This window comes from Mycolicibacterium sp. 624 (assembly GCF_040548615.1).
In the GTDB taxonomy this organism is placed as follows: Bacteria; Actinomycetota; Actinomycetes; order Mycobacteriales; family Mycobacteriaceae; genus Mycobacterium.
In genome coordinates this window covers 562,679-589,201 of record NZ_JBEPRZ010000003.1, presented here as the reverse complement: position 1 = coordinate 589,201, position 26,523 = coordinate 562,679, and the positions used below count along the sequence as shown (strand labels likewise).

Sequence of the window (26,523 nt, the reverse complement as noted above, 5' to 3'; positions counted from 1 at the left end):
AGCGCGTGCTGCCAATCGTTTCCGCACCTATCGCGTAGCCTGCCCGTGTGACAGGTCCGCACGTCATCCCGTCGCTGCCGGCGTACATCCCGGCCGACGTCGACATCAACGCCGTGATCGCCGCCGTTGCCGCAGACGGGGTCAGCGCGCCCGCCGAGGACGTGCCAGGGCTCAAGCAGGTGGTCGCCGACGCCCGTGCGGACGGCGTCGACCTCAAGATCGTCGTCATACCCACGAACCCGCCGATCGACACACCGCTACGCGATATCGCCACCGAGGTCGGTGAGGCCAACCCGGGTTCGACGGTGCTGGCGATCAGCCCCTCGTTCGCAGGTACCTACAGCGAACAATTCGACCGTGTGACCCTCGAGGCCGGCCAGGATCTGGCAAAGGTTCCGGGTGATCCCGTGCAGTCGGCGAAGAATTTTGCGGGCGAGTTGACTGAGACGCACTTTCCGTGGACGGCTTTGTCGATAGTGCTCATCATCGGGGTGCTGGCCGCCGCGGTGGCCACGCGAATGCTGCAGGTCCGGGCCCGACGGTCCGTCGCCGCGCCCGCGCCGGAAGCGCCTGCGCCTCCGGCGAACTGACGCGAATTCGGCGTTCTTCGAATTCGAAGATCACCATTCGATAACGCCCGTTTCAATTACAAGTTTGTAATTCGTCACGAACGTTTCTTTGGCGCTTCATGTGACGTACGGTGCAGATGGTGCTTGATGTTGCAGGAGTGTCTTTTGTGGCCTCTGTGACCAAGAACTCGACGGACGTGCCGGGGCGTTCGCGTTGGATCCGAGGAGACAGTGAGTCCGATGAGACGCAACATTCGCGCCTCTGCCTACCGTCTGTGCTGCAGGGTCGGCGCGGCTTCGCTCGCGGTCGGCATCGTCGTCACGTCGGTGGTCAGCCACGGCACGGGGATCGCCGTGGCTGACCCCGGCAGTCCCTCCGGAATCGCCGGCCTCGTCGCCGACGTCGCCAACGCCAATCAGCGTCTGCAGGAACTCGGCGCGAACATCCAGAGCGAGCAGGAGGGCGTCAACCAGGCGATCCTCGGCGTGCAGACCGCACGCGACAATGCCGCTGCGGCGCAACGCGACGTCGAGGCCAGCCAGGTCGGCCTCAAGGACGCCAATGCGGCCATCACCGCCGCACAGAAGCGGTTCGACGCGTTCGCGGCATCGACCTACATGAACGGGCCCGCGGCGTCGTACGTCACAGCCACCGACCCCGCGGACATCATCGACACCGCCACGGCCGGACAGACTCTGATGATCTCGTCGCAGCAGGTGATGGCCGATCTCCAGCAGGCCAGAACCGAGCAGGTCAATCACGAGTCCGCCGCCCGGCTGGCCAAGCAGAAGGCCGATCAGGCAGTTGCCGACGCCCAGAGCAGTCAGGACTCCGCCGTTGACGCGCTCACGCAGGCGCAGAAGACGTTTGGCGACCAGCAGGTGCAGCTGGACAGGCTGACCGCTGAAAGATCCGCTGCGCAAGCCAAACTGGCCGCCGCGCGTCAGCAGGCGGCACCCGCCGCCGCAGCGCAGCCGCAAGCCGCTGCGGTTCCCGGGGCCAGCCCGGCTCCCGCGGCGGCGAATCCGGCTCCCGGGGCCAACGCGTCGCCGGACTGGGACCGCACCCCGGGCGCGCAGCCGCAGGCCGGCCAGGCCTCCGAGTGGGACACGACGCTGCCCGCCATCCCGAGCGCGTTCGTCAGCGGTGACCCGATTGCGATCATCAACACGATCCTCGGGATCGCGCAGTCCTCCTTCCAGGTCACCCAGGACCTGGGTCGCGGATTCCTGCAGAAGCTCGGGATCCTGCCCACGCCAACGGGAATCACCAACGGCGCGATACCCCGCGTCTACGGTCGTCAGGCCTCGGAGTACGTCATCCAGCGGATGCAGTCGCAGATGGGCGTGCCCTACTCATGGGGTGGCGGTAACGCTGCCGGTGCCAGTAGGGGTATCGACTCCGGTGCGGGCACAGTCGGTTTCGACTGCTCCGGGCTGATGCTGTACGGGTTCGCCGGTGTCGGCATCAAGCTCGACCACTACACGGGCTCGCAGTACAACGCAGGCCGCAAGATCCCGTCGTCGCAGATGCGCCGCGGCGACATGATCTTCTACGGACCCAACGCCAGTCAGCACGTCGCGATGTACCTGGGCAATGGCCAGATGCTCGAGGCGCCGTACACCGGGTCACACGTCAAGGTCTCGCCGGTGCGGACCAGCGGTATGACGCCCTATGTGACTCGAATGATCGAATACTGATGGGATTGCCTTGCGTTTGACTTCTGTTCGTCCTCTCCAGGCGCTGGCCACGGTGTTCTGTGCGCTGGCACTCGCCATCGGCCTCGCCATGCCCGCCGCGGCCGAGCCCGATGGCGGTCAGTGGGATCCGACGCTGCCCAAGATCGTCAGCTCCGGGGGTCCCGGTGATCCCGTCGCCGCCGCGAATGCGGCGTTCTCGGTCAGTCAGCTCGCGCTGGAGACCACCCAGAACCTCGGCAGCAAGTTCCTGCAGAGCATCGGGCTGGCTCCCACGCCGTCGGCTGGCCTGCCCGCGGGCGCGCGGGTGCGCGGTCCGCAGGCGATCGAGTACGTCATCCGGCGCGGCGGTTCGCAGCTGGGCGTGCCGTACTCCTGGGGTGGTGGCGCGCTGAATGGGCCTAGCGCTGGTGTGGACTATGACGCAGGCAAGATCGGCTATGACTGCTCAGGCTTCACTCGCTATGCCTTCGCGGGTGTTGGCGTGCAGATCCCCAAGTACTCGGGCGACCAGTACAACGCGGGCCGCAAGGTGCCGCAGTCGCAGGCCAAGCGCGGTGATCTGTTGTTCTGGGGCCCCGGCGGCAGCCAGCACGTCGCCATTTTCCTGGGCGGCGGAAAGATGCTCGAGGCAGCGGGCAGCGCGGAGAAGGTCACGGTAAGCCCGGTGCGGACGGCAGGCCTGCAGCCCTATCTGGTGCGCATCATCGAGTCCTGATCGGACCGACCGTCGGGACTCGCCGGTGACCGGCGACGTCGACGGATTCCGAACAGCCTGGAATAGTTGACGGCGAGCGCCTGCAGATCAAGTGCGGGCGGTGTAAAGCGCGGCGAGTTCGGCGCGAACGAATGTGGGAGGAACCTGAATGACGTCACCGAGTGGGCCGCCGCAGGGCGCCGGAGGTTTCCCCGGCCAGAGCCCGGGCCAGGGCTACTCCGGAGGACCGCAGCAGGGGGCTTCCACCAACGGCGGTCTGCAGGGCGAGGTGCACACCCTCGAGCGCGCGATCTTCGAGGTCAAGCGCATCATCGTCGGCCAGGACAGGCTCATCGAGCGGATGCTGGTCGGCCTGCTCGCGAAGGGCCACGTGCTCCTTGAGGGTGTCCCCGGTGTCGCGAAGACACTGGCGGTCGAGACCTTCGCCAAGGTGGTTGGTGGCACGTTCGCGCGCATCCAGTTCACCCCCGACCTGGTGCCCACCGACATCGTCGGTACCCGCATCTACCGGGTCGGCAAGGAGGAGTTCGACACCGAGATCGGTCCCGTGATGGTGAACTTCCTGCTCGCCGACGAGATCAACCGCGCGCCCGCCAAGGTGCAGTCCGCCCTGCTCGAGGTCATGGCCGAGCGCAAGGTGTCGATCGGCGGCAAGACCTTCCCCCTGCCCAGCCCCTTCCTGGTCATGGCGACACAGAACCCCATCGAGCAGGAGGGCGTCTACGCCCTGCCGGAGGCGCAGCGCGACCGCTTCCTGTTCAAGCTGAACATCGACTACCCGACGCCCGAGGAAGAGCGCGAGATCATCTACCGGATGGGTGTCACCCCGCCCACGCCGAAGCAGATCCTCGACACCAGCGATCTCCTGCGTCTCCAGGAGGTGGCCGCAGGCGTGTTCGTGCACCACGCACTGGTCGACTACGTGGTGCGCATCGTCACCGCGACGCGTGAGCCCGAGAAGTTCGGTATGTCCGACGCCAAGGCGTGGATCGCCTACGGCGCCTCACCGCGTGCGTCGCTCGGCATCATCGCGGCGTCTCGCGCGCTGGCGTTGATCCGCGGACGCGACTACGTCATCCCGCAGGACGTCGTCGAGGTGATCCCGGACGTGCTCCGGCACCGCCTGGTGTTGACGTACGACGCGCTTGCCGACGAAGTCTCGGCCGAGACGGTCGTCAACCGCATTCTGCAGACCGTCGGACTGCCTCAGGTCAATGCGATTCCGCAGCAAGGCCATTCGGTGGCGCCTGCAATGCCCGCCGCGGCGGCGGCCAGCGGTCGGTGACCCCGACCCAGGGCCGCACGGTCGACCTACCGTCACTGCAACGGGGGCAGATCCGCGACCCCGAGCTCTCGGCGGCACTGCGCAAGCTCGAGCTGACGGTGCGCCGCAAGCTCGACGGTGTCTTGCACGGTGACCATCAGGGTCTGATCCCCGGCCCGGGGTCCGAGCCGGGGGAGTCCCGGATCTATCAGCCCGGCGACGATGTGCGCCGCATGGACTGGTCGGTCACCGCGCGGACCACCACTCCGCACGTGCGGCAGATGATCGCCGACCGTGAGTTGGAGACGTGGCTGGTTATCGACGTGTCCGCCAGCCTGGACTTCGGCACGGCCGGATGCGAGAAGCGTGATCTCGCGGTCGCCGCCGCAGCCGCCGTCGCCTTCCTCAACAGCGGAGGTGGCAATCGCCTTGGCGCGGTGATCACCAACGGTGAGAGCACCAGACGCGTGCCAGCGCTGTCCGGCCGGATGCACGAGCAGGAACTGCTGCGCGCTGTCGCCACCATGCCCAAGGCGCCAGTCGGCGTCCGCGGCGACCTGGCCTCGGCCATCGACGCGCTGCGCAGGCCTGAGCGTCGGCGCGGCATGGCCGTGATCATCAGCGACTTCCTCGGGCCGATCACCTGGATGAAGCCGCTGCGTGCCATCGCCGGACGTCACGAGGTGCTCGGCATCGAGATCGTCGACCCACGGGACGTCGAGCTTCCCGATGTCGGCGAGGTGATCCTGCAGGACACCGAGTCCGGTGTGACCCGTGAGTTCACCATCGACGCCCAGCTGCGCGAGGACTTCGCCAAGGCGGCCGAAGCCCACCGCGCCGAGGTGGCGCGCACGCTGCGACGGTGCAACGCGCCGCTGATGACGCTGCGCACCGATCGGGACTGGATCGCCGACGTGGTGCGGTTCGTGGCGCACCGCCGCCTGTCCGGCCGGTAACGGGTAACGACCAGAGTGCACCCACAACACTGAAATGATAAGTCGTACATGACATTACCGCTGCTCGGACCGATGACGCTGTCGGGCTTCGAACACGTCTGGTACCTGCTGTTCCTACTCGTGGTGCTCGTGGTGATCGGGCTCTACATCGTGATGCAGATGGCGCGTCAGAAGCGGATGCTGCGCTTCGCCAACATGGAACTGCTGGAGAGCATCGCGCCCAAGCGCTCGTCGCGCTGGCGGCATCTGCCTGCGATCCTGCTGGTGCTGTCAATGCTGCTGTTCACCGTCGCGATGGCCGGGCCCACCAACGACGTCCGGATCCCGCGCAACCGCGCCGTGGTCATGTTGGTGATCGACGTGTCGCAGTCGATGCGCGCCACCGACGTGGCGCCGAGTCGCCTGGTCGCCGCGCAGGAGGCGGCCAAGCAGTTCGCCGATGAACTCACCCCCGGCATCAACCTCGGCCTGATCGCCTACGCGGGCACGGCCACGGTGCTGGTGGCACCGACCACGAATCGGGATTCCACGAAGGCCGCGATCGACAAGCTGCAACTGGCCGACCGCACCGCCACGGGTGAGGGCATCTTCACCGCGCTGCAGGCCATCGCCACCGTCGGCGCGGTGATCGGCGGCGGTGACGAACCGCCGCCGGCACGCATCGTGCTGATGTCCGACGGCAAGGAGACGGTGCCGTCGAACCCCGACAACCCCAAGGGCGCGTACACGGCGGCACGCACCGCCAAGGACCAGGGGGTGCCCATCTCGACGGTGTCATTCGGCACTGCCTACGGCTACGTCGAGATCAATGACCAGCGTCAGCCGGTTCCCGTCGATGACGAGATGCTCGGACGGATCGCGGAGTTGTCCGGGGGTGAGGCGTTCACCGCGTCCAGCCTGGAACAGCTCAAACAGGTGTTCTCATCGTTGCAGCAGCAGATCGGCTACGAGACGATCAAGGGCGACGCCAGCGTCGGATGGCTCCGACTGGGTGCGCTTGTGCTCGCGTTGGCCGCGCTGGCGGCACTGCTGCTCAACCGCCGCCTGCCTGGGTAGTGCGCGTGATCGCGGTCGCAGTGGCCGATTTCGAGCAGGCCGGACCGAGACGATAGGTTGACGCACATGCCGGAATTCGTCTCGCGCTCCGTTCTCGTCACTGGTGGCAACCGTGGCATTGGCCTAGCGATCGCCCAGAGGCTTGCCGCCGACGGCCACAAGGTCGCCGTCACGCACCGAGGTTCGGGCGCCCCTGAGGGCCTTTTCGGCGTGCAGTGCGACGTCACCGACTCCGAGGCCGTCGATAGGGCATTCACTGAGGTCGAGGAGCATCAGGGCCCCGTCGAGGTGCTGGTGTCCAACGCCGGCATCTCCCAGGACGCATTCCTCATCCGAATGACCGAGGAACGGTTCGAGAACGTCATCAACGCCAACCTCACCGGCGCGTTTCGGGTGGCCCAGCGGGCTTCGCGCAGCATGCAGCGCAAGCGTTTCGGCCGGATCATCTTCATCGGCTCGGTCTCGGGTATGTGGGGTATCGGCAACCAGGCCAACTACGCGGCCGCCAAGGCCGGTCTCATCGGCATGGCCCGCTCGATCTCTCGTGAGCTGTCCAAGGCCGGCGTCACCGCGAACGTGGTTGCCCCCGGCTACATCGACACCGAGATGACCCGTGCGCTCGATGAGCGGATCCAGGCGGGCGCCCTTGAGTTCATCCCGGCTAAGCGGGTCGGCACCGCCGAGGACGTCGCAGGGGCCGTCAGCTTCCTGGCGTCGGAGGACGCCGGCTACATCGCCGGTGCGGTGATCCCGGTTGATGGCGGCATGGGCATGGGGCACTAACCAGAACTTCTCGCTCACCAGAACTCTTCCCCTGAAAAAGGAGTCAGCACCATGGCAGGAATTCTCGAGGGCAAGCGGATCCTCGTCACAGGCATCATCACCGACTCGTCGATCGCGTTCCACATCGCCAAGGTCGCCCAGGAGGCGGGTGCGGAGTTGGTGTTGACCGGTTTCAACCGGATGAAGCTGATTCAGCGGATCGCCGACCGGCTGCCGAACCCGGCGCCACTTCTCGAACTCGACGTGCAGAACGAGGAGCACCTCGCCACGCTCGCCGACCGTGTCACCGAGGTGATCGGTCAGGGCAACAAGCTCGACGGTGTCGTGCACTCGATCGGCTTCATGCCGCAGACCGGCATGGGCATCAACCCGTTCTTCGACGCACCCTACGAGGACGTCGCCAAGGGCATCCACATCTCTGCGTACTCGTACGCCTCGCTGGCCAAGGCGACGCTGCCGGTGATCAATGCGGGCGGCAGTATCGTCGGCATGGACTTCGACCCGACCCGGGCGATGCCTGCCTACAACTGGATGACGGTCGCCAAGAGTGCGCTGGAGTCGGTCAACCGGTTCGTCGCCCGCGAGGCGGGCCCGCATGGCGTTCGCTCGAATCTCGTTGCCGCAGGACCGATCCGCACGCTGGCCATGAGTGCCATCGTCGGTGGTGCGCTGGGTGCCGAGGCGGGCGACCAGATGCGGCTGCTCGAGGAGGGCTGGGACCAGCGTGCACCCGTGGGCTGGAACATGAAGGACCCCACGCCGGTCGCGAAGACCGTCTGCGCCCTGCTGTCCGACTGGTTGCCCGCCACCACCGGAACGATCGTCTACGCCGACGGCGGCGCCCACACACAGCTGCTCTGAGCCGCGTCGCGCCGTGGACTTCGATGCCGTTCTGCTGCTCTCCTTCGGAGGACCGGAGGGACCCGAGCAGGTGCGGCCGTTCCTGGAGAATGTGACGCGCGGACGCAACATCCCACCCGAGCGTCTCGACGGGGTCGCCGAGCACTACCTGCACTTCGGCGGTGTCTCGCCGATCAACGGCATCAACCGGGAGCTCATCGCGCTGCTGCGCAGTGAGCTGGAGCGCCGCGGCACACCGCTGCCCGTCTATTTCGGCAACCGCAACTGGGAGCCCTTCGTCGAGGACACCGTGGCGGCCATGCGCGATGACGGCGTTCGCCGTGCAGCCGTGTTCGCGACGTCGGCCTGGGGCGGTTACTCGAGTTGCACGCAATACGTCGAGGACATCGCCAGGGGACTGGCATCCGCGGGTGAGGGTGCGCCGCAGTTGGTCAAGCTGCGGCACTACTTCGACCATCCGCTGTTCGTCGAGATGTTCGCCGACGGTATCGCGGCCGCCGCGGCGACGCTGCCAGACGGTATGGCCGCCGACGCCCGGCTGGTGTTCACCGCCCACTCGATACCCATTGCGGCCGACGAGCGATACGGCCCGCACCTGTACAGCCGGCAGGTGGCCTATGCGACGCGTTTGGTGGCAGCGGCGGCGGGTTACGCCGAGTACGACCAGGTGTGGCAGTCACGTTCTGGTCCACCACAGGTGCCGTGGTTGGAACCCGATGTGGGCGACCATCTCTCGGCGCTCGCCGCGACCGGCACCAGGGCCGTGATCGTGTGTCCGATCGGCTTCGTCGCCGACCACATCGAGGTCGTGTGGGACCTCGACAACGAACTGGCGGAGCAGGCGGAGCGGTTGGGGATCGCCTTCGCCCGCGCGGGCACGCCCAACGTCGACCCTCGGTTCGCCCGTCTGGCGGCAGACCTTATCGACGAACTCCGTGCCGATCGTCCAGCCGCGCGCCTCGATGGGCCCGACCCCGCGCCCGGCTGCGGTTACGACCTCGACGGGCAACCCTGCGCGGAGTCGCCGCGGTGCGTCCGCGAGACCGCGAAGGAGAACGGCCCGGCGGTCAGGCCTGCCACGCCGAGTGCAGGATCTCGATAACCGCGGCCATCCGTGCCGTCCGAACCACACCCGTCAGCGGCTGCAGCGCATCGTTGGCTATCTGCATCTCCGATGAGGTCTGCAAGCCGATGGGCATAAGCCCGGAACTCACCGTGATGATCGCGTCGACGTGCGCGGCGTTCTCCAGCACCCGCAGCGCGCGGGTCGGCGCGTGGTCGGGCGCGTGGTGCAACCGGCCGGACTCCAGGATCTGCTCGACGAGTCCGCGCGGGTCGGCCACGTCGGGGTCTGTCGCTCCGGCCCGCAGCATGCCGAGCGCATCGGCGGCCGACCGCACCGCCGAACGCAGGTCATACTCGGCCTGACCGAGGTCGCCGTACGCCGGTACGGGCACCGTGGGCAGCGAGTAGACGGTCCACGACAGTGAGCTTGGCTCGCCGTACTCCGCCTCGTCGTCGAACTCCGGATCGACGTCGGGGTAGGCGAACTCCGGCACCAGGCCCACCGCGTCGACCCCCGCACGGGAGACGACAATGGCCTCCCCGGCGGCGATCGCGTCGAGTTGGAACTGGGTGCCCGCGGCCAGCCCGCGCACGTCGCCGGGTACCGGCAGGGCGATCGACATGGCGGGTTCGCCGGTCGTGGGGCCGGCTGCGGTGCGCAGCGTCTGCAGCATCGACACCGCGCCTGCATCGGTCAGGTCAGGCCACGGCAGACCCGTTCGTGTGGCGGCGGCGGAGTCGTAGGCGGTGACTAAATGTCTTGGCGCCCAGAGTGATAGGGCGTCCAGGACGTCGTCGGGCGCAGCCTTGCCCGCGAGCCAGGCGTTGGCCCACACCGCCAGCGAAACACTTGGACACCACATGATCACCGGAGTGTAGTTGTTGCCGACCGAGTGAGCCGAGACACGTTAGGCTGGTCACATGCCCGTTTGGTTGCTCTGGCTGGTCGCCGCCGTTGCGTTGGCCGGCGCGGAGGCGCTGACGGGTGATCTGTTCCTGCTGATGCTCAGCGGCGGTGCGCTGGCCGCGGTCGGGTCCAGCCTTCTCATCGACAACTTCGTGATCGACGGCGTGGTCTTCGCTGTTGTGTCGATCCTGCTGCTAGTCCTCGTCCGTCCCGCGCTGCGGCGTCGGTTCGCGGCGGGCACGGGTCTGCCGGAACCGATGAAGGCACTCGAGGGCAGGAACGCGCTGGTGCTCGACCGGGTGACGCGCCACGAGGGCCAGGTGAAACTCGACGGTGAGGTCTGGACCGCGCGGCCACTGAGCGATGGCGATGTCTATGAGCCCGGCGACCACGTCACCGTCATGCGAATCGACGGCGCGACCGCCGTCGTCTTCAAAAGCGTCTGAGATTGGGAAGGATCTGCAATGGAGGGTGCTGTCGCCGGATTAGTTCTGGTTGCCGTGCTGGTGATCTTCGCGGTCATCGTTGTGGCCAAGTCGGTCAAGGTGATTCCGCAGGCTGAGGCCGCGGTCATCGAGCGGCTCGGTCGCTACAGCAAGACCGTCTCAGGTCAGCTCACGCTGCTGCTGCCGTTCATCGACAAGATCCGCGCCCGCGTCGATCTTCGCGAGCGCGTGGTGAGCTTCCCGCCTCAGCCCGTGATCACCGAGGACAACCTGACGGTCAACATCGACACCGTCGTCTATTTCCAGGTGACCAACCCACAGGCCGCGGTCTACCAGATCAGCAACTACATCGTCGGCGTCGAGCAGCTGACCACCACGACGCTGCGCAACGTCGTCGGCGGTATGACCCTGGAACAGACCCTGACGTCCCGCGACCAGATCAACGGCCAGCTCCGTGGCGTGCTGGACGAGGCCACCGGCCGGTGGGGCCTGCGTGTCGCACGTGTCGAGCTGCGCAGCATCGACCCGCCACCGTCGATCCAGGACTCGATGGAGAAGCAGATGCGCGCCGATCGCGAGAAGCGCGCCATGATCCTGACCGCCGAGGGCAACCGGGAGGCGTCGATCAAGCAGGCCGAGGGGCAGAAGCAGGCCCAGATCCTGTCGGCCGAGGGCGCCAAGCAGGCGGCCATCCTGGCCGCCGAGGCCGATCGGCAGTCCCGGATGCTGCGCGCGCAGGGTGAACGCGCCGCGTCCTACCTGCAGGCTCAGGGTCAGGCCAAGGCGATCGAGAAGACGTTCGCGGCTATCAAGGCCGGCCGGCCGACGCCCGAGATGCTGGCCTACCAGTACCTGCAGACACTGCCCCTGATGGCCAAGGGTGAGGCGAACAAGGTCTGGCTGGTGCCCAGCGATTTCGGCACGGCGCTCCAGGGCTTCACCAAGATGCTGGGCGCGCCCGGCCAGGACGGCGTCTTCCGGTATGAGCCGTCGCCGGTGGAGGAGGACCTGCCCAAGCCTGAGGACGATTCCGCCGAGGTGGCGGAGTGGTTCAACACGAAGACAGATCCGGAGATCGCGCAGGCCGTTGCTCAGGCGGTGGCCGAGGCCCGTACCCCGGTGTCCTCCATCGACCCGCCGACGCAGTACCCGCCGCTGTCTCAGCAGGTGCAGCCGCCGGTGACTGACTACGGGCAGCAGGCGCCGGCACCGGCCCCGCGGCACGGCTCGCCCGAATAATGAGCGTCCTGACCGACAATCGGACTTACGCGCTGCTGGCCGCGGGTCAGGCCGGCGACGCCGTCATCTGCGCCATTCCCGTCCGGACGGTCACCGAATGCCTCGACGACGTTGGATTCCCCAAGCAGAATCGATGGATCTTCTCGGTGATCAAGGCTGCGTCCGCGGTCGGGCTGCTGTCGGTGCGGCGGTATCCGGCGCTTGCCCGGCTGACCACCCTCATGCTGACCGTGTACTTCGTGCTGGCGGTGGGCGCCCACGTCCGGGCTCGGGATTTCGGCCGAAATGCCGCGGCCGCGACCACTTTGCTTGCCATCTACGGAGCGTTGACGGTGAAGGGGCCCGCGGACGTGAGGAGCAGTCGGTAGACGTCAGGGAGCGACGACCGGTTCACTGACCGGCTCAGGGTCCGACTCGGGCTCGCGATTGTGGTTTCTGCGATGCGTGCGGAACTCGTAGAACAGTCCGGCGATGCCGAGGCAGGCCGTGCACACCGACACGAGAAACAGCAGCGGGCTGACATTGCCGGTCAGTGCGTCTCCCAGAATGACGACCGCCGCGGTGCCTGGGAGCAGCCCGGCGAATGTCGCCAGCGTGTAGGGCACCACCCGCACCGCAGACGAGCCCGCGGCGTAGTTGAGCACTGAGAACGGCACTGCCGGGATCATCCGCATCGACAGCACTGTCGGCCAGCCACGTTCGGCGAGTCGAGTGTTGAGGGTGTCCACCCTCGGATGCTTGACAAGCCGGTCGAGATGCCAACCGGCCGCGCGCACCAGCAGCAGGGCGATGACCGCACTGACCGCACTGGCGACCACGGCGATGGTCACGCCCACGATCGGACCGAACAGCAGACCGGCCGCCAGCGTGAACGCCGTTCGCGGGAAGGGGAGCACGGTGATGACGATGTGCGCGGCCAGGAATGCCAGGGGGAACCACGGGCCGACCGAGGTGGCCCAGTCGCGAAGCTGCACCGCGGTGGGCAACGGGACCAGGAGCGCGACTGCGACAAGAATCACAATGGCGACCGCGATGGTGATTGCTCGGCGGCGCGGGACCTGAGCCGCCGTCGCGACGATCGCGCCGCGTACCGCGCGCAACGTTCTGACGACGGGCTTCACGTCTGCCAAGGGTACGTGGCGTAGCGCTAGTGCTCGCGTCGACGCGTCCACCGCCGGACTGAGACTCACCCGCCCGGCGGTCATGACCGTGATGGTCATCATTTAGCCTGATGGCCGGGTGACGAGTCACAAGCTGCGACGACAGGGAGGTGCCGGTGTCCGTACAGGGATCTGGTCCCAGCTCCAGCACCATCGAGTCCGATCTCGCGGCCTGGCGCGCGGGTGTGGCGGGTGTGCTGGCGAAGAGCAGCCGAAAGGACCCGGCCGACCTCGGCGAAGAGCCAGAGCGACTCCTTGACTCGCCCACCTATGACGGCTTCGGGGTCCGCCCCCTCTACACCGCGCTTGATTCGCTGCCTGAGCAGCCGCTGCCCGGTCAGTGGCCCTTCGTTCGAGGCGGCGACGCGTTGCGCGACGTGAAGTCCGGATGGAAGGTCGCCGAGGCGTTCCCGGCCGCCGGGCAGGTCTCGGTCACCGACGGCAACGGGGCCGTGCTGGCCGCCCTGACCGAGGGTGTCAGCGCGCTGGTGCTGAAGGTCGGTGCCGACGGTGTCGGCGTCGATGAGTTGGACCGGATGCTCGAGGGCGTCTTCCTCGAACTGGTCCCCGTGATGCTCGACGTCGGTGACGGCGGAAGTGAGTACACCGCGGCGGCCGAGTCGCTGCTCGCGCTGGTGGCTGCTCTGCCTGCGGAGCGCCGCGCGCTGCTGTCGGTGGATCTCGGCGCGGATCCCCTGACCGCTCCGCTGACCGGCCGATCGACCCCGACCGTCGCGGAGGTCGCCGAAGTCGCCGCCAAGGCAGCGGAGTTCGAAGGCGGCGTGCGGGCCATCACCGTCGACGGCCCGTCGTTCCACAATCTCGGGGCGAGTGCGTCGTGGGAACTCGCCGGTGCCGTCGCTGCAGGCGTGAGCTACCTACGACTGTTGGGTGAGCACGGCCTGGCGACCGGCGATGCGTTGCGACAGATCGCATTCCGATTCGCCGCTGACGATGACCAGTTCATGACAATCGCCAAGTTGCGGGCGGCACGCCAGCTGTGGGCGCGTGTCGCCGAGGTGGTTGGCGCTCCCGACGCGGGCGCCCCGAAGGTCCACGCCGTCACGTCGATGCCGATGATGGCCCAGCGTGACCCGTGGGTGAACATGTTGCGCACCACGCTGGCCGCGTTCGCCGCAGGCGTCGGGGGAGCGGACACGGTGTGGGTGCGCACGTTCGACAGCGCGATCGATGACGGATTGCCCGGCGTCGCTCCGAGTTTCGCGCGCCGTATGGCCCGCAACACCCAGCTGCTGCTGCTCGAGGAGTCGCACATCGGTCGCGTGCTCGACCCGGCCGGCGGGTCCTGGTTCGTCGAGGACCTCACCTCCGAACTCGCCGAGGCGGCGTGGAAGCACTTCCAGGACATCGAGGCGCGGGGCGGTTTCGCCGATGCCCGCGACTTCGTCGTCGACCAGATCGAGCAGGTGCGGGACCGTCGGGCCGATGACATCGCGCACCGCCGCACCGCGCTCACGGGTGTCAACGAATACCCCAACCTGGCCGAGGCCCCACTGCCCCAACAGGATTCAGAGTCGGTGGTGTCGCGTTACGGGGCGGGCTTCGAAGCCTTGCGGGACCGCTCGGACGCGTACCTGGCGGCCAACGGTGTCCGACCTCAGGCACTTCTGCTGCCGGTCGGCCCGCTTGCCGAGCACAACATCCGGACCACGTTCGCCGCGAACCTGCTGGCCTCCGGGGGTATCGAGACGGTTAATCCCGGCACTGTCGAGGCATCCGGTGTGGCACAGGCTCTGGCGGATGCGGGTAGCCCGGCTGCCGTGGTCATCTGCGGTACCGATGCGCGGTATGGCACCGACGCGGCCGCTATCGTCGACGCCGCTCGGGCCGCGGGCGTCTCGCACGTCTATCTGGCCGGCCCGCAGAAGGCGACCGCCGATGCCGCCGAGGGATCGAGACCCGACGAACACCTGACCGCCAGGATCGATGCGATCGCGGTGTTGTCCACCCTGCTCACCAGATTGGGGGCCTGATATGACTGCGGTGACACCCGACAACGGGATCGCGAGCTTCGCCGACGTTCCGTTGCGAGGCGATAAGAAGGGCGCGCCCGCCACCGAGGCCACCGTCGGTGAGCACGTCGCCGCCGCCGCGGCCGCGCACGGTTACACCCCGGACCAACTCAGCTGGGCCACGCCGGAGGGGATCGACGTCAAGCCGGTCTACATCGCCGCCGATCGTGACGCCGTGGTCGACGCCGGTTATCCCTTGGACAGCTTTCCCGGCGCACCGCCGTTCGTGCGCGGGCCGTACCCGACGATGTACGTCAACCAGCCGTGGACCATCCGGCAGTACGCCGGCTTCTCCACCGCGGCCGAGTCCAACGCGTTCTACCGACGCAACCTGGCGGCCGGGCAGAAGGGCCTGTCGGTGGCCTTCGATCTGGCCACCCACCGCGGTTATGACTCCGATCATCCGCGCGTGCAGGGTGACGTCGGAATGGCCGGTGTGGCGATCGACTCCATCCTCGACATGCGGCAGCTCTTCGACGGTATCGACCTGTCGGCGGTGTCGGTGTCCATGACCATGAACGGTGCCGTGCTGCCGATTCTGGCGCTCTACGTCGCCGCGGCCGAGGAGCAGGGGGTGCCGCCGGAGAAGCTGGCGGGCACAATCCAGAACGACATCCTCAAAGAGTTCATGGTCCGCAACACCTACATCTATCCGCCCGAGCCGTCGATGCGCGTGATCTCCGACATCTTCGGCTACACGAGCGTCAAGATGCCCAAGTACAACTCGATATCGATCTCCGGCTATCACATCCAGGAAGCCGGTGCGACAGCCGATCTCGAGCTGGGCTACACCCTGGCCGACGGTGTCGAGTACATCAAGGCGGGGCTGGCTGCCGGCCTGGACATCGACAAGTTCGCGCCGCGGCTGTCGTTCTTCTGGGGTATCGGCATGAACTTCTTCATGGAGGTCGCCAAGCTTCGCGCGGGCCGGCTGCTGTGGAGCGAACTCGTTGCCCAGTTCGATCCCAAGAGTGACAAGTCGCTGTCGTTGCGTACCCACTCGCAGACCTCGGGTTGGTCGCTGACCGCGCAGGACCCGTTCAACAACGTCGCCCGTACCTGCATCGAGGCGATGGCTGCCACCCAGGGCCACACGCAGTCGTTGCACACCAACGCACTCGACGAGGCGCTGGCGCTGCCCACCGACTTCTCCGCGCGCATCGCGCGCAACACCCAGCTGCTGCTGCAGCAGGAGTCCGGCACCACCCGGCCGATCGACCCGTGGGGCGGTTCGTACTACGTCGAGTGGCTGACCCACCAGCTCGCCGAGAAGGCGCGCGCCCACATCGCCGAGGTGGCCGAGCACGGCGGCATGGCGCAGGCGATCCGTGAGGGCATCCCGAAGCTGCGCATCGAGGAAGCCGCCGCACGCACTCAGGCGCGCATCGACTCGGGCGCCCAGACGGTGATCGGCATCAACAAGTACCAGGTCGACGAGGACCAGGAGGTCGAGGTCCTCAAGGTCGAGAACAGCCGGGTGCGCGCCGAGCAGATCGCCAAACTCCAGCAGCTGCGGGCCGAGCGTGACGAGGCAGCGACCCAGGCTGCGCTGGCCGAATTGACCCGTGCCGCAGGCGCATCCGGACCGGCGGGGGAGGACGGGCTCGGCAACAACCTGCTCGCCCTCGCTATCGACGCTGCGCGCGCCAAGGCCACGGTCGGTGAGATCTCTGACGCGCTGGAGAAGGTCTACGGTCGGCATCAGGCCGAGATCCGCACCATCGCGGGCGTCTACCGAGATGAGGTGGGCAAGGTTAGCAACGTCAGTGCTGCAACGGAGCTGGTGGAGAAATTCGCCGAGGCTGACGGCCGCAGGCCCCGCATCCTGGTCGCCAAGATGGGACAGGACGGCCACGACCGCGGCCAGAAGGTGATCGCGACGGCCTTCGCCGATATCGGCTTCGACGTCGACGTGGGCTCCCTGTTCTCCACACCGGATGAGGTCGCCCGGCAGGCCGCCGACAACGACGTGCACGTCGTCGGGGTGTCGTCGCTGGCCGCGGGGCACCTGACCCTGGTGCCCGCCCTGCGCGACGCTCTCGCGGGCGTCGGCAGGCCCGACATCATGGTCGTCGTGGGCGGTGTCATTCCGCCCGGCGACTTCGACGAGTTGTACGCGGCGGGAGCCGCCGCCATCTTCCCGCCGGGCACGGTGATCGCCGACGCTGCGATCGGCCTGCTGCAGAAGCTGGCCGGGCGGCTGGGCTACGACATCGGCTGACGGCGCAATGCCCCAATCGTCAGTCGATGAACTCGCGGCGGCCGTCCGTGGCGGCGACCGCGCCGCTCTGGCCCGCGCCATCACGTTGGTGGAGTCAACCCGCGCCGACCACCGCGACCAGGCTCAGCAGCTGCTACTCGAGCTGATGCCCGAGGCGGGTAGCGCCCAACACATCGGCATCACCGGCGTGCCCGGGGTCGGGAAGTCGACGACCATCGAGGCGCTGGGCATGCATCTCATCGAGCGGGGCCATCGGGTGGCCGTGCTCGCCGTGGATCCCTCGTCGACGAGGACCGGCGGCTCCATCCTGGGCGATAAGACCCGGATGGCTCGGTTGGCGGTTCACCCCGATGCCTACATCCGACCGTCTCCGACGTCGGGCACACTCGGCGGAGTGGCCCGAGCCACCCGCGAGACGATTGTTTTGCTGGAGGCGGCCGGATACGACGTCATCCTGGTCGAGACGGTGGGCGTCGGGCAGTCCGAGGTGACGGTTGCCAACATGGTCGACACCTTCGTCTTCCTGACGCTTGCCCGTACCGGTGATCAGCTCCAGGGGATCAAGAAGGGTGTGCTTGAGCTGGCCGATGTGGTGGTGGTCAACAAGGCTGATGGCGCCCACGAGGTGGAGGCGAAGGCCGCCGCCCGCGAACTGGCGGGTGCGATTCGCCTCATATATCCCCGCGAAACACTCTGGCGTCCACCGGTTCTCACGATGAGTGCGCTGCACGGGGCTGGCCTGGATGAGTTGTGGCAAACCGTGTGCAAGCATCGACAGGTTCTGAGCGACGCCGGCGAGTTCGAGGCGAGGCGACGGACCCAGCAGGTCGATTGGACCTGGTCGATGGTGCGTGACACGGTGCTGGACCGGATTCTGCACCACCCGGGGGTCAAGGCGATCCGGGCTGATGTCGAGCGCGGTGTCCGCGATGGCGAGCTGACACCGGCGCTTGCTGCGCAACGGATACTCGACGCCGCGGAAGCCGACTGACTAACGGATCGATAACCTTTTTTCTAGTTAGCCGGGGCTGCGAGTACATTTCGAAATTGTGGCCCCTGTAACAGGTGGGATGCGCAGCGCGGCGCTTCCGCACGGTGTCGATGATGGCGTGTTCCCGCGCGATGCCCATGGCGCGCTCCCGCACGAGGCCCACAGCGCGCTGCCGCGCGGTGTCCGCGGAGCTGCGGACCGGAACTTCGCGTGCGCGGTGCGTGCGTTCTCCCAGCTGTTCCCCCATCCGCGCCTCGGCGGGGGAGCCCTGGCGATCTACCTCGACGGTGAACCCGTTGTCGACGTCTGGACCGGATGGTCGGACCGCCGCGGCAAGAAACGCTGGGACGCCGACACCGGGACGATGGTCTTCTCGGCGACCAAGGGCATGGCCTCGACGGTCGTGCACCGCCTGGCGGACCGGGGGCTTATCGACTACGACGCTCCGGTGGCCGAGTACTGGTCGGCGTTTGGTGCCAACGGCAAGTCACGGGTCACCGTTCGTGAGCTCATGCGGCACCGGGCCGGATTGTCACAGCTGAACCGGGCCACGATGGTTGATCTGATGGACCACGTGCTCATGGAGGAGCGGATGGCGGCGGCGCCGATGGGGCTGCTCCGGGGTCGTCCGGCCTACCATGCCATCACCTACGGCTGGCTGCTGTCGGGCCTGGCTCGGGCTGTGACGGGTTCGGGCATGCGCGACCTGTTTCGCACCGAACTGGCCGAACCGCTGGACTCCGATGGCTTCCACCTGGGCCGCCCGCCGGTCGACGCCGCGACGCAGCCCGCGCAGATCATCGGTCCGCAGCGGCATCTGCAGAACCCAGTCTTCAATTTCGTCGCGCCCCATCTGGCCGGTCTACCGTTCTCCGGTGGATTCGGCTCGCTGTACTTCCGGGGCATGAAATCGGTGGTGCAGGGCGACACTCCGATGCTGGACACCGAGATGCCCGCCGCCAACGGCGTTGCGACCGCTCGGGCGTTGGCCAGGATGTATGCCCCGATCGCCAATGGTGGCATGGTCGGTGGGAGGCGGTTTCTGTCCGCAGAACTCGCGGCCGGGCTCGTCGGACCACGCAGCTTGCACCCCGACGGCAGCATCCTCATGCCGATGTCGTTTCACCTCGGCTATCACGGTCTGCCGTTGGGTGGCATCATGCCCGGCCTCGGCCACGTCGGCCTGGGCGGATCACTGGGTTGGGCCGACCCGGACAGTGGCCTCTCCTTTGGATTCGTCCACAACCGGCTACTGACTCCGCTGGTCGTGGCGGACCAGGCTGGCTTCGTGGCGACCGCTGCATTGATCCGGTACGGGGTTGCGCAGGCGCGCAAACATGGCTTCAGTCCGATCCCGACGTTCGGTGCACCGTTCGCTGGCAGCAACTCGGCCGCCGTCTGAGCAGACGCCGTGCCCAAAGGGTGGTGACGCTCGATCTTCGCCCTGAGGCGCCCGCTGCAGACAACGTGCGTTGCCAGCGCTAACCACTGATGGCGCAAGTGTTTTCGTCGTGTTGGTCAAATTCTGGCTAGATCGTCGAATTCGGCGAATACGACACCGGTCGCGGTTTTGCCCGAGCCGATTCGCGAGCACCCTGCCGTAACCGAGGCGATAGTTGCTGGAGTCGGTGGGGTCTAGGTGCTGCTGGGTCAGATGGTTACTGTGTGACTCGAGTCACGGCTAATGAATACCATTGCTCAAATTACACGTAACATGCACTTCTGATTCTCTCAGGAGAATTTCAGCAAACGCTTAGATCGCCTTGACGCGTGCGTAAATTGTGTGCTACATACCACGCCTCGGGCGATCGTGTCAGGTGTCCTCAATTTGTTTGCTGGACATTGTTCCGGCAAAAAACCGACCAATCGTACTGAATATCGCCAGAATTGATAACAACCGTTAATTTCTTGCGTTCATGCACGTCAACCCAACAGAATCGGTAGACAGGACGAAATGACGGGTATCGGTGTAATCTTCCCGCCTGAGATTGGTGGTGTCTAATGCGCTTGTGTACATTTGCCGGGCAACCCGCAACGTTGCGGCTCGTGACCATCGCACTCCGTCCCCGTTGCTTGAACGTCGGCGAGAAGTAAGGGGTAGTGGAGCCAAGATGCGGCAAACACGCGCTTGACGTCGATGCACCCCTGCCGGGGAGCCTTCCCACTCATGTACGCAGAAGAGGTTGAATTTAGTGGTTGAGAGAGTGGCGGGTACGACGGTCACACCGATCGCCGTGGTCGGCATGGGCTGCCGACTGCCTGGCGGCGTGGACTCGCCTGCTGGACTGTGGGGAGCGCTCCTGCGCGGCGAGGACACCGTGACCACGGTTCCGCTGGACCGCTGGGACGCCGAGGAGTACTTCGACCCCGAGCCCGGCGTTCCGGGACGCTCGGTATCCAAGTGGGGCGCATTCCTCGATGACGTCGCCGGGTTCGACGCCGACTTCTTCGGGATCAGCGAGCGCGAGGCCACGGCACTCGACCCGCAGCACCGACTTCTGCTCGAGACCTCGTGGGAGGCCATCGAGCACGCAGGAATCGACCCCGCCGCTGTCGCCAACACCCTGACCGGCGTGTTCGTCGGCTTGACCGGCGCCGACTACCAGCTGTTGGCGGCCGATGCCAACGCAGTCGAGGGCCCGTACGGGTTCACCGGTAGCAATTTCAGCCTGGCCTCGGGTCGCATCGCCTATCACCTCGGCGCACACGGTCCTGCCTACACGGTGGACTCGGCGTGCTCGTCCGGCCTGCTCACCGTCCACATGGCTTGCCGCAGCCTGCACGAGCGGGAGAGCGATCTGGCGCTGGCCGGCGGCGCGTCCGTGATGCTCGAACCCCGCAGGATGTCCTCCGGGTCGGCTCAGGGCATGTTGTCGCCCACCGGGCGGTGCCACGCCTTCGACGTGAACGCCGACGGCTTCGTCGGCGGCGAGGCCGTCGCGATGATCCTGCTCAAGCGTCTCGACGACGCTCTGGCCGACGGTGACCGAGTTCTGGCCGTCATCCGCGGCACGGCGGCCAACCAGGACGGGCACACCGTGAACATCGCGGTGCCGTCACGCACCGCTCAGGTGAAGGCGTACCGGGCGGCGTTGGCCGCGGGCGATGTCGATCCCACCACGATCGGCATGGTCGAGGCCCACGGCACCGGAACCCCGGTCGGCGATCCGATCGAGTACGCAGGCCTGGCCGAGGTCTACGGCACGACGGGTCCGTGTGCCCTCGGCTCCGCCAAGACGAACTTCGGGCACGGCCAGTCCGCGTCCGGCGCGATCGGCCTGATGAAGGCCGTCCTGGCGCTGCACCACGGCGAGGTGCCGCAGAACCTGCACTTCACCGAGATGCCCGACGAGATGGCGAGCATCGAGACCAACCTGTTCGTGCCGACGGAGAACACGCCGTGGCCGACCAACGGCGACCACCCCCGCCGCGCTGCCGTGTCGTCCTACGGCCTGTCAGGCACCAATGTGCACGCCGTCCTCGAGCAGGCGCCGGCCGGTCAGTCGACCCGCACCGTCGAGCAGGCCGATGTCTCGCCGGCCGCCACGGCCGGACCGACCCTGTTCCCGATCTCTGCCACCTCCGTCGAGGAGCTGCGTCGCAGCGCGGGCAGACTCGCCGACTGGGTCGAGAGCCGCGTCGAGGTCGAGGACCCCGCCACGGAACTGTCCGACCTGGCCTACACGCTGGCGCGCAGGCGTGCGCACCGTCCGGTGCGGACGGTGGTCCTCGCGAGTGATCGCCAAGAACTCGTCACCGCGCTGCGGGAGGTCGCCGACGGCGAGGGCCCCATCGAGGCGGCTGTCGACGCCGGTTCGCGCGGCCCCGTGTGGGTGTTCTCCGGTCAGGGCTCGCAGTGGGCCGGGATGGGCGCGGGTCTTCTCGCGACCGAGCCGGTCTTCGCTCAGAAGATCGCCGAGATCGAACCGCTGATCAACGCCGAGTCCGGATTCTCCGTCACCGACGCGATGTCGTCACAGCAGGTGGTCACCGGTATCGACCGCGTGCAACCCACCGTGTTCGCCGTTCAGGTCGCGCTCGCCGCGGCCATGGCGTCCTACGGCGTGGCACCCGGAGCGGTCATTGGACACTCGATGGGTGAGGCCGCGGCCGCAGTGGTCGCGGGTGCGCTGTCGCTCGCCGACGGCGTGAAGGTGATCTGCCGACGGTCGAAGCTGATGGCCACGGTCTCCGGCTCGGGAGCCATGGCATCGGTGGAGCTGCCCGCACAGCAGGTTCTGTCCGAGCTGGCGGCCCGCGGTGTCTCCGATGTCGTGCTGTCGGTCGTCGCGTCGCCGCAGTCTGCGGTGGTCGGCGGGGCCAAGGAGTCGATCCGGGCGCTCGTCGCCGAGTGGGATGCGCGCGGTGTGATGGCACGCGAGGTCGCCGTGGACGTCGCGTCGCACTCGCCGCAGGTCGACCCGATCCTCGATGAGCTGACAGAGGCACTCGAGGACATCGAGCCCATGGAACCCACGGTTCCGTACTACTCGGCGACCCTGTACGACCCCCGGGAGCCGGCTGACTTCGACGCCTACTACTGGGTGGACAACCTTCGCCACGCGGTCCGCTTCGCCGCCGCCGTCCAGGCCGCGCTTGAAGACGGATTCCACGTGTTCGGCGAGCTGTCACCGCACCCGCTGCTCACCCATGCGGTCGACCAGAACGGCCGCAGCCTCGACGTGCGGATGGCGGCTCTCGCGAGCATCCGGCGCGAGCAGGACCTGCCGCACGGGCTGCGCGAGTTCGTCGCCGACATTCACGATGCCGGCGCCGCGATGGACTACTCGGCGCTCTGGCCCGACGGTCAGCTTCTCGACGCACCGCTGCCGACGTGGACGCACACCCATTTGATGCTGACCCGCGACGACCAGAGCCACAATTCGGCGTCAGTCGCCGTGCACCCCCTGCTCGGTGCACACGTCCGCCTGCCCGAGACGCCCGAGCGTCACGTCTGGCAGTCCGATGTCGGCACCGTGGCGCAGCCGTGGCTCGACGATCACCGCGTGCACGACGTGGCAGCGCTGCCGGGTGCGGCGTACTGCGAGATGGCCCTTGCCGCCGCCCGGGAGGTCCTCGGCGACGCGGCAGTGGTCCGCGACGTCACGTTCGACCAGATGCTCCTGCTGGAGGAGCAGACGGAGCTCTCCGCCGTGGCGTCGGTGATGCCCGCCGGTGGCGTCGACTTCGTGGTGAAGACGCACGTGGACGGCGAGGAGGTGCGTCGCGCCTCTGCGGTGCTGGACTCGGCGGACGACGACGAGAAGCCCGCCTACGACGTGGCCGGCCTGCTGGCCGAGCACCCAGAACCCCTCGACGGGGCGGAGCTGCGGAACTTCTACGCCGCACGCGGTATCGGATACGGACCGGCGTTCGGCGGACTGACGGCGGCACACAGTGGTGCTGGACGTTCGGTCCTGGCCGAGGTGGCGCTGCCCGGTTCGATCCGGTCCCAGCAGGGCGCGTTCAACGCACATCCCGCGCTCCTGGATGCCTGCTTCCAGGCCGTCGGTGCGCACCCGGACCTGTACTCGGACACCAGCGGGGCACTGATGCTGCCGCTCGGCGTCCGCGAACTGCGCGCCTACGCGACCACACGCAACGCTCACTTCTGCTACGTGCGACTGACCAGCGTGCAACCCACGGCCGTCGAGGCCGATATCGACGTCCTCGACGACCAGGGTGCGGTCCTGCTGTCCGTGGTGGGCCTGCGACTCGGCACCGGTGTGTCCGAGGAGGGGCAACGCGACCGGCGACTCAACGACAGGCTGCTGACAATCGACTGGCGCAGGCAGGACTCGCCAGTGTCAGACGGTGCCCACGCCGGTAACTGGTTGCTTATCGGCACCGGCGACGCGGCCGACATGCTCGGCGCGAACCTGGCCGACGTGCTCAAGGCCCACGAGGCCGACGTGACCACGATGACGTGGCCGCTACACGCCGATCACGCCGCCAGCGCAGAACAGCTCCGGGAACTGCTGGAGGCGCGCCATCACGCCGGTGTCGTCATCGTGCAGGACCCGAGCAGTGCGGGCGGGGATCCCGTCGGCCAGGGCGCCGACCACGTGCGGCACCTCGTGCGCATCGCCAGCGTGCTACCCGATGTGCCCGGTCAGCCGCCACGGCTGTACGTCCTCACCAGGGGCGCTCAGTCGGTGCTGTCGGGGGAGGTGCCGAACCTCGCTCAGGGCGGTCTGCGCGGCCTCGTCCGGGTCATCGGCATGGAGCATCCCTCGATGCGGCCCACCCAGATCGACGTGGACGACGCCACGGATGTCGAGTTGGTGGGCACCGAACTGCTGTCGGGCTCCGACGAGGACGAGACGGCCTGGCGGGAGGGCCAGTACTACACGGCTCGCCTCAACGTCACCCCGCTGCAAGCCGAGGAGCGCCACACCACAGTGGTGTACCCGGAGCGCGACGGTATGCGTCTGGCCATCCGCAACCCCGGTGACCTGCAGTCGGCAGAGCTGGTGTCCTACGAGCGGATCCCACCGGGCCCGGGTCAGATCGAGGTGGCGGTCTCGGCCTCCAACCTCAATTTCGCGGACGTTCTGGTCGCCTACGGGCGGTACCCGAGCTTCGAGGGTCGTATGCCGCAGCTCGGCGCGGACTTCGCAGGTGTGGTGACCGCGGTCGGCGCCGGCGTCACGGATCACCAGATCGGTGACCGCGTCGCGGGAATCTCGGCGACCGGTGCGTGGTGCACCTTCGTCACCTGTGATGCCAATCTCGCCGTCCGCATCCCCGGCGACCTGGCGGATGCCACCGCCGCGGCCGTGCCCAGTGCGCACGCCACCGCGTGGTACTCGCTGCACAACCTGGCCCGGATCGGCACCGGCGACAAGGTGCTGATCCACTCCGCCACCGGCGGCGTCGGCCAGGCCGCAATCGCGATCGCGAAGGCGGCCGGAGCCGAGATCTATGCCACCGCTGGAAGCCCGGAGCGTCGGAAGCTGCTGCAGGACTGGGGCATCAAGCACGTCTACGACTCGCGGACGGTCGAGTTCGCCGAGCAGATCCGGCGCGACACCGACGGTTACGGCGTCGACGTCGTGCTCAACTCACTGCCCGGCGCGGCGCAGCAGGCAGGTCTGGAACTGCTGACCTTCGGCGGACGCTTCGTCGAGATCGGCAAGCGAGACATCTACGGCGACACCAAGATGGGACTCTTCCCGTTCCGTCGGAACCTGTCCTTCTACGCCGTGGACCTCGCGCTGCTGACCCTGGTGGCGCCGGACACTCTGCGAGGCCTCCTCGAGGTCATCTACCAGCAGATCGCCGACGGCGTGCTGCCGCCACCGCAGACCACGCACTACCCGCTGGCCAACGGGGCCAACGCGATCCGGGCGATGGGCGCTGCCGAGCACACCGGCAAGCTGGTGCTCGAGGTTCCGCGCGCCGGGCAGTACTCGGCGGTCGTGCCCGCCGAGCGGGCGCCGGCGTTCCGCGCCGATGGCGCCTACGTCGTCACCGGTGGACTCGGTGGACTCGGGTTGTTCCTGGCCGAGAAGATGGCGGCGGCGGGATGCGGACGCATCGTGTTGAACGGTCGCTCCCGGCCGAGCCCCGAGACACAGCGAGTCATCGACCGAATCCGGCGGACCGGAACCGAGGTCGAGGTCGAACTCGGCGACGTCTCGTCATCGGGCACTGCTGCGCGACTCGTCGCGACGGCAACCGCCACCGGCAAGGCTCTGCGAGGTGTGCTGCACGCCGCCGCCGTTATCGACGACGCGACGCTCGGCAATATCACCGACGACCTGCTGGAACGGGACTGGGCGCCGAAGGCTTTGGGCGCCTGGCATCTTCATGAGGCGACCGCGGGCGCATCGCTGGACTGGTTCTGCGCGTTCTCCTCGGCTGCCGCGATGGTCGGCTCGCCGGGACAGGGCGCCTACGCGGCGGCCAACAGCTGGCTGGACGCGTTCGCCCGGTGGCGTCGTGCGCAGGGCCTGCCTGCACAGTCCGTCGCGTGGGGCGCGTGGGCGAAGATCGGTGCGGGCCAGGCCATGGCGGACAACGACGGTATGGCCATCGACCCCGATGACGGCGCGTACGCGTTCGACACGTTGATGCGGCACACCCGGGTCTACAGCGGTTATGCCCCGGTGGCCGGAGCCGCGTGGCTCACGGCGTTCGCCCAGACCAGTCCATTCGCCGAGGCGTTCGCCTCGATGGGTCAGGACAGGTCCGGGGCCAGCGAGTTCCTCGAGGAGCTCCGTCTGATGCCCCGCGAGGATTGGCCGGCACGGGTGCGCCGGCTGATCACCGAGGAGATGAGCCTGATCCTGCGACGCTCGGTCGACGCCGACAAACCGCTGTCGGAGTACGGCCTCGACTCACTCGGGACGCTGGAGTTGCGCACCCGCCTGGAGTCCGAGACCGGTGTTCGCATCGGCTCGACCGACGTGACCACGGTGCGTGCCCTGGCCGAACGCCTCAGCGAGACGATCGCCGAGAACCTGAACATCGACGCCGTTCCGGCGGCGTCCGCATGACCGACCGATCAGCGCCGATGACGTCGCTCACTGAAGCGCAGCGAGCGGGAGAGAG

At 67.6% G+C, this 26,523-nt stretch carries 19 protein-coding genes; 17 read left to right on the top strand and 2 right to left on the bottom strand.

Features of this window, described 5'->3' with window-relative positions:
• Positions 1 to 47: 47 nt before the first annotated feature.
• The 9 genes from ABIA65_RS15660 (at position 48) to ABIA65_RS15620 (ending at position 9,007) form a co-directional block, all read left to right on the top strand.
• On the top strand, positions 48 to 590 hold the full coding sequence (locus ABIA65_RS15660) for an Rv1476 family membrane protein (protein WP_241399133.1): 543 nt from the start codon (positions 48 to 50) through the stop codon (positions 588 to 590).
• Positions 591 to 809: 219 nt separating this feature from the next.
• Positions 810 to 2,270 (top strand): NlpC/P60 family peptidoglycan endopeptidase RipA, encoded by a 1,461-nt coding sequence (gene ripA / locus ABIA65_RS15655; protein WP_241399132.1) that lies wholly within the window; start codon positions 810 to 812, stop codon positions 2,268 to 2,270.
• 10 nt (positions 2,271 to 2,280) lie between these two features.
• Positions 2,281 to 2,985, top strand: coding sequence for an NlpC/P60 family peptidoglycan endopeptidase RipB (ripB, locus tag ABIA65_RS15650; RefSeq protein ID WP_371746791.1), 705 nt, complete (start codon positions 2,281 to 2,283; stop codon positions 2,983 to 2,985).
• Positions 2,986 to 3,133: 148 nt separating this feature from the next.
• A complete protein-coding gene (gene moxR1 / locus ABIA65_RS15645; RefSeq protein ID WP_354524115.1) occupies positions 3,134 to 4,270 on the top strand; it encodes a chaperone MoxR1 in 1,137 nt (378 codons plus the stop codon).
• Positions 4,267 to 5,205 (top strand): DUF58 domain-containing protein, encoded by a 939-nt coding sequence (locus ABIA65_RS15640; protein ID WP_241399130.1) that lies wholly within the window; start codon positions 4,267 to 4,269, stop codon positions 5,203 to 5,205. Before moxR1 ends, ABIA65_RS15640 begins: the two co-directional genes overlap by 4 nt.
• Before the next feature lie 48 nt (positions 5,206 to 5,253).
• On the top strand, positions 5,254 to 6,261 hold the full coding sequence (locus ABIA65_RS15635) for a VWA domain-containing protein (protein WP_241399129.1): 1,008 nt from the start codon (positions 5,254 to 5,256) through the stop codon (positions 6,259 to 6,261).
• A 66-nt stretch (positions 6,262 to 6,327) separates the two neighbouring features.
• The gene (fabG1, locus tag ABIA65_RS15630; protein ID WP_241399128.1) at positions 6,328 to 7,044 is read left to right on the top strand and encodes a 3-oxoacyl-ACP reductase FabG1; all 717 of its coding nucleotides are present in this window, start codon (positions 6,328 to 6,330) and stop codon (positions 7,042 to 7,044) included.
• A gap of 51 nt (positions 7,045 to 7,095) precedes the next feature.
• Positions 7,096 to 7,905, top strand: coding sequence for an NADH-dependent enoyl-ACP reductase InhA (gene inhA / locus ABIA65_RS15625; RefSeq protein WP_354524114.1), 810 nt, complete (start codon positions 7,096 to 7,098; stop codon positions 7,903 to 7,905).
• A gap of 13 nt (positions 7,906 to 7,918) precedes the next feature.
• Positions 7,919 to 9,007, top strand: a complete 1,089-nt coding sequence (locus ABIA65_RS15620) for a ferrochelatase (protein WP_241399126.1) — start codon at positions 7,919 to 7,921, stop codon at positions 9,005 to 9,007.
• On the opposite strand, the gene ABIA65_RS15615 is transcribed toward ABIA65_RS15620, so the two are convergent.
• Complete coding sequence (locus ABIA65_RS15615; RefSeq protein WP_241399125.1) at positions 8,973 to 9,833, bottom strand: Rv1486c family protein; 861 nt, start codon at positions 9,831 to 9,833, stop codon at positions 8,973 to 8,975. The two genes, ABIA65_RS15620 and ABIA65_RS15615, sit on opposite strands and share 35 nt — an antisense overlap.
• A gap of 58 nt (positions 9,834 to 9,891) precedes the next feature.
• Here ABIA65_RS15615 and ABIA65_RS15610 point away from each other — a divergent pair, with 58 nt between their 5' ends.
• Genes ABIA65_RS15610 through ABIA65_RS15600 form a run of 3 tightly spaced genes read left to right on the top strand, consistent with a single transcriptional unit; the run spans position 9,892 to position 11,930 of the window.
• On the top strand, positions 9,892 to 10,323 hold the full coding sequence (locus ABIA65_RS15610) for an NfeD family protein (RefSeq protein WP_241399124.1): 432 nt from the start codon (positions 9,892 to 9,894) through the stop codon (positions 10,321 to 10,323).
• A gap of 18 nt (positions 10,324 to 10,341) precedes the next feature.
• Complete coding sequence (locus ABIA65_RS15605) at positions 10,342 to 11,562, top strand: SPFH domain-containing protein (RefSeq protein WP_354524113.1); 1,221 nt, start codon at positions 10,342 to 10,344, stop codon at positions 11,560 to 11,562.
• Complete coding sequence (locus ABIA65_RS15600) at positions 11,562 to 11,930, top strand: DoxX family protein (protein ID WP_354524112.1); 369 nt, start codon at positions 11,562 to 11,564, stop codon at positions 11,928 to 11,930. The genes ABIA65_RS15605 and ABIA65_RS15600 overlap by 1 nt, the downstream gene beginning before the upstream one ends.
• A 3-nt stretch (positions 11,931 to 11,933) precedes the next feature.
• Here ABIA65_RS15600 and ABIA65_RS15595 read toward each other — a convergent pair whose 3' ends face one another.
• The gene (locus tag ABIA65_RS15595) at positions 11,934 to 12,683 is read right to left on the bottom strand and encodes a TVP38/TMEM64 family protein (protein WP_354524111.1); all 750 of its coding nucleotides are present in this window, start codon (positions 12,681 to 12,683) and stop codon (positions 11,934 to 11,936) included.
• Between the two features lie 155 nt (positions 12,684 to 12,838).
• Between ABIA65_RS15595 and mutA the strand changes: the two genes are divergently transcribed.
• From mutA to pks2, 5 genes are all read left to right on the top strand, one after another.
• Entirely contained in the window at positions 12,839 to 14,716 is a 1,878-nt protein-coding gene (gene mutA, locus ABIA65_RS15590) for a methylmalonyl-CoA mutase small subunit (RefSeq protein ID WP_354524110.1), read from the top strand.
• A gap of 1 nt (position 14,717) precedes the next feature.
• The gene (gene scpA / locus ABIA65_RS15585) at positions 14,718 to 16,976 is read left to right on the top strand and encodes a methylmalonyl-CoA mutase (protein ID WP_241399119.1); all 2,259 of its coding nucleotides are present in this window, start codon (positions 14,718 to 14,720) and stop codon (positions 16,974 to 16,976) included.
• Between the two features lie 7 nt (positions 16,977 to 16,983).
• Positions 16,984 to 17,967, top strand: a complete 984-nt coding sequence (gene meaB, locus ABIA65_RS15580; RefSeq protein ID WP_241399118.1) for a methylmalonyl Co-A mutase-associated GTPase MeaB — start codon at positions 16,984 to 16,986, stop codon at positions 17,965 to 17,967.
• A 79-nt stretch (positions 17,968 to 18,046) separates the two neighbouring features.
• Positions 18,047 to 19,369, top strand: coding sequence for an esterase/beta-lactamase LipL (gene lipL, locus ABIA65_RS15575; RefSeq protein ID WP_502919576.1), 1,323 nt, complete (start codon positions 18,047 to 18,049; stop codon positions 19,367 to 19,369).
• Between the two features lie 790 nt (positions 19,370 to 20,159).
• Complete coding sequence (gene pks2 / locus ABIA65_RS15570) at positions 20,160 to 26,468, top strand: sulfolipid-1 biosynthesis phthioceranic/hydroxyphthioceranic acid synthase (RefSeq protein WP_354524108.1); 6,309 nt, start codon at positions 20,160 to 20,162, stop codon at positions 26,466 to 26,468.
• Positions 26,469 to 26,523: the final 55 nt, after the last annotated feature.

Excerpts from the sequence above, each read along its gene's own strand:
- ripA (WP_241399132.1), top strand. The coding sequence starts at position 810 with ATGAGACGCAACATTCGCGCCTCTGCCTACCGTCTGTGCTGCAGGGTC.
- moxR1 (WP_354524115.1), top strand. The coding sequence starts at position 3,134 with ATGACGTCACCGAGTGGGCCGCCGCAGGGCGCCGGAGGTTTCCCCGGC.
- ABIA65_RS15635 (WP_241399129.1), top strand. The coding sequence starts at position 5,254 with ATGACATTACCGCTGCTCGGACCGATGACGCTGTCGGGCTTCGAACAC.
- fabG1 (WP_241399128.1), top strand. The coding sequence starts at position 6,328 with ATGCCGGAATTCGTCTCGCGCTCCGTTCTCGTCACTGGTGGCAACCGT.
- inhA (WP_354524114.1), top strand. The coding sequence starts at position 7,096 with ATGGCAGGAATTCTCGAGGGCAAGCGGATCCTCGTCACAGGCATCATC.
- ABIA65_RS15615 (WP_241399125.1), bottom strand. The coding sequence starts at position 9,833 with ATGTGGTGTCCAAGTGTTTCGCTGGCGGTGTGGGCCAACGCCTGGCTC.
- ABIA65_RS15610 (WP_241399124.1), top strand. The coding sequence starts at position 9,892 with ATGCCCGTTTGGTTGCTCTGGCTGGTCGCCGCCGTTGCGTTGGCCGGC.
- ABIA65_RS15605 (WP_354524113.1), top strand. The coding sequence starts at position 10,342 with ATGGAGGGTGCTGTCGCCGGATTAGTTCTGGTTGCCGTGCTGGTGATC.
- ABIA65_RS15600 (WP_354524112.1), top strand. The coding sequence starts at position 11,562 with ATGAGCGTCCTGACCGACAATCGGACTTACGCGCTGCTGGCCGCGGGT.
- scpA (WP_241399119.1), top strand. The coding sequence starts at position 14,718 with ATGACTGCGGTGACACCCGACAACGGGATCGCGAGCTTCGCCGACGTT.
- meaB (WP_241399118.1), top strand. The coding sequence starts at position 16,984 with ATGCCCCAATCGTCAGTCGATGAACTCGCGGCGGCCGTCCGTGGCGGC.
- lipL (WP_502919576.1), top strand. The coding sequence starts at position 18,047 with ATGCGCAGCGCGGCGCTTCCGCACGGTGTCGATGATGGCGTGTTCCCG.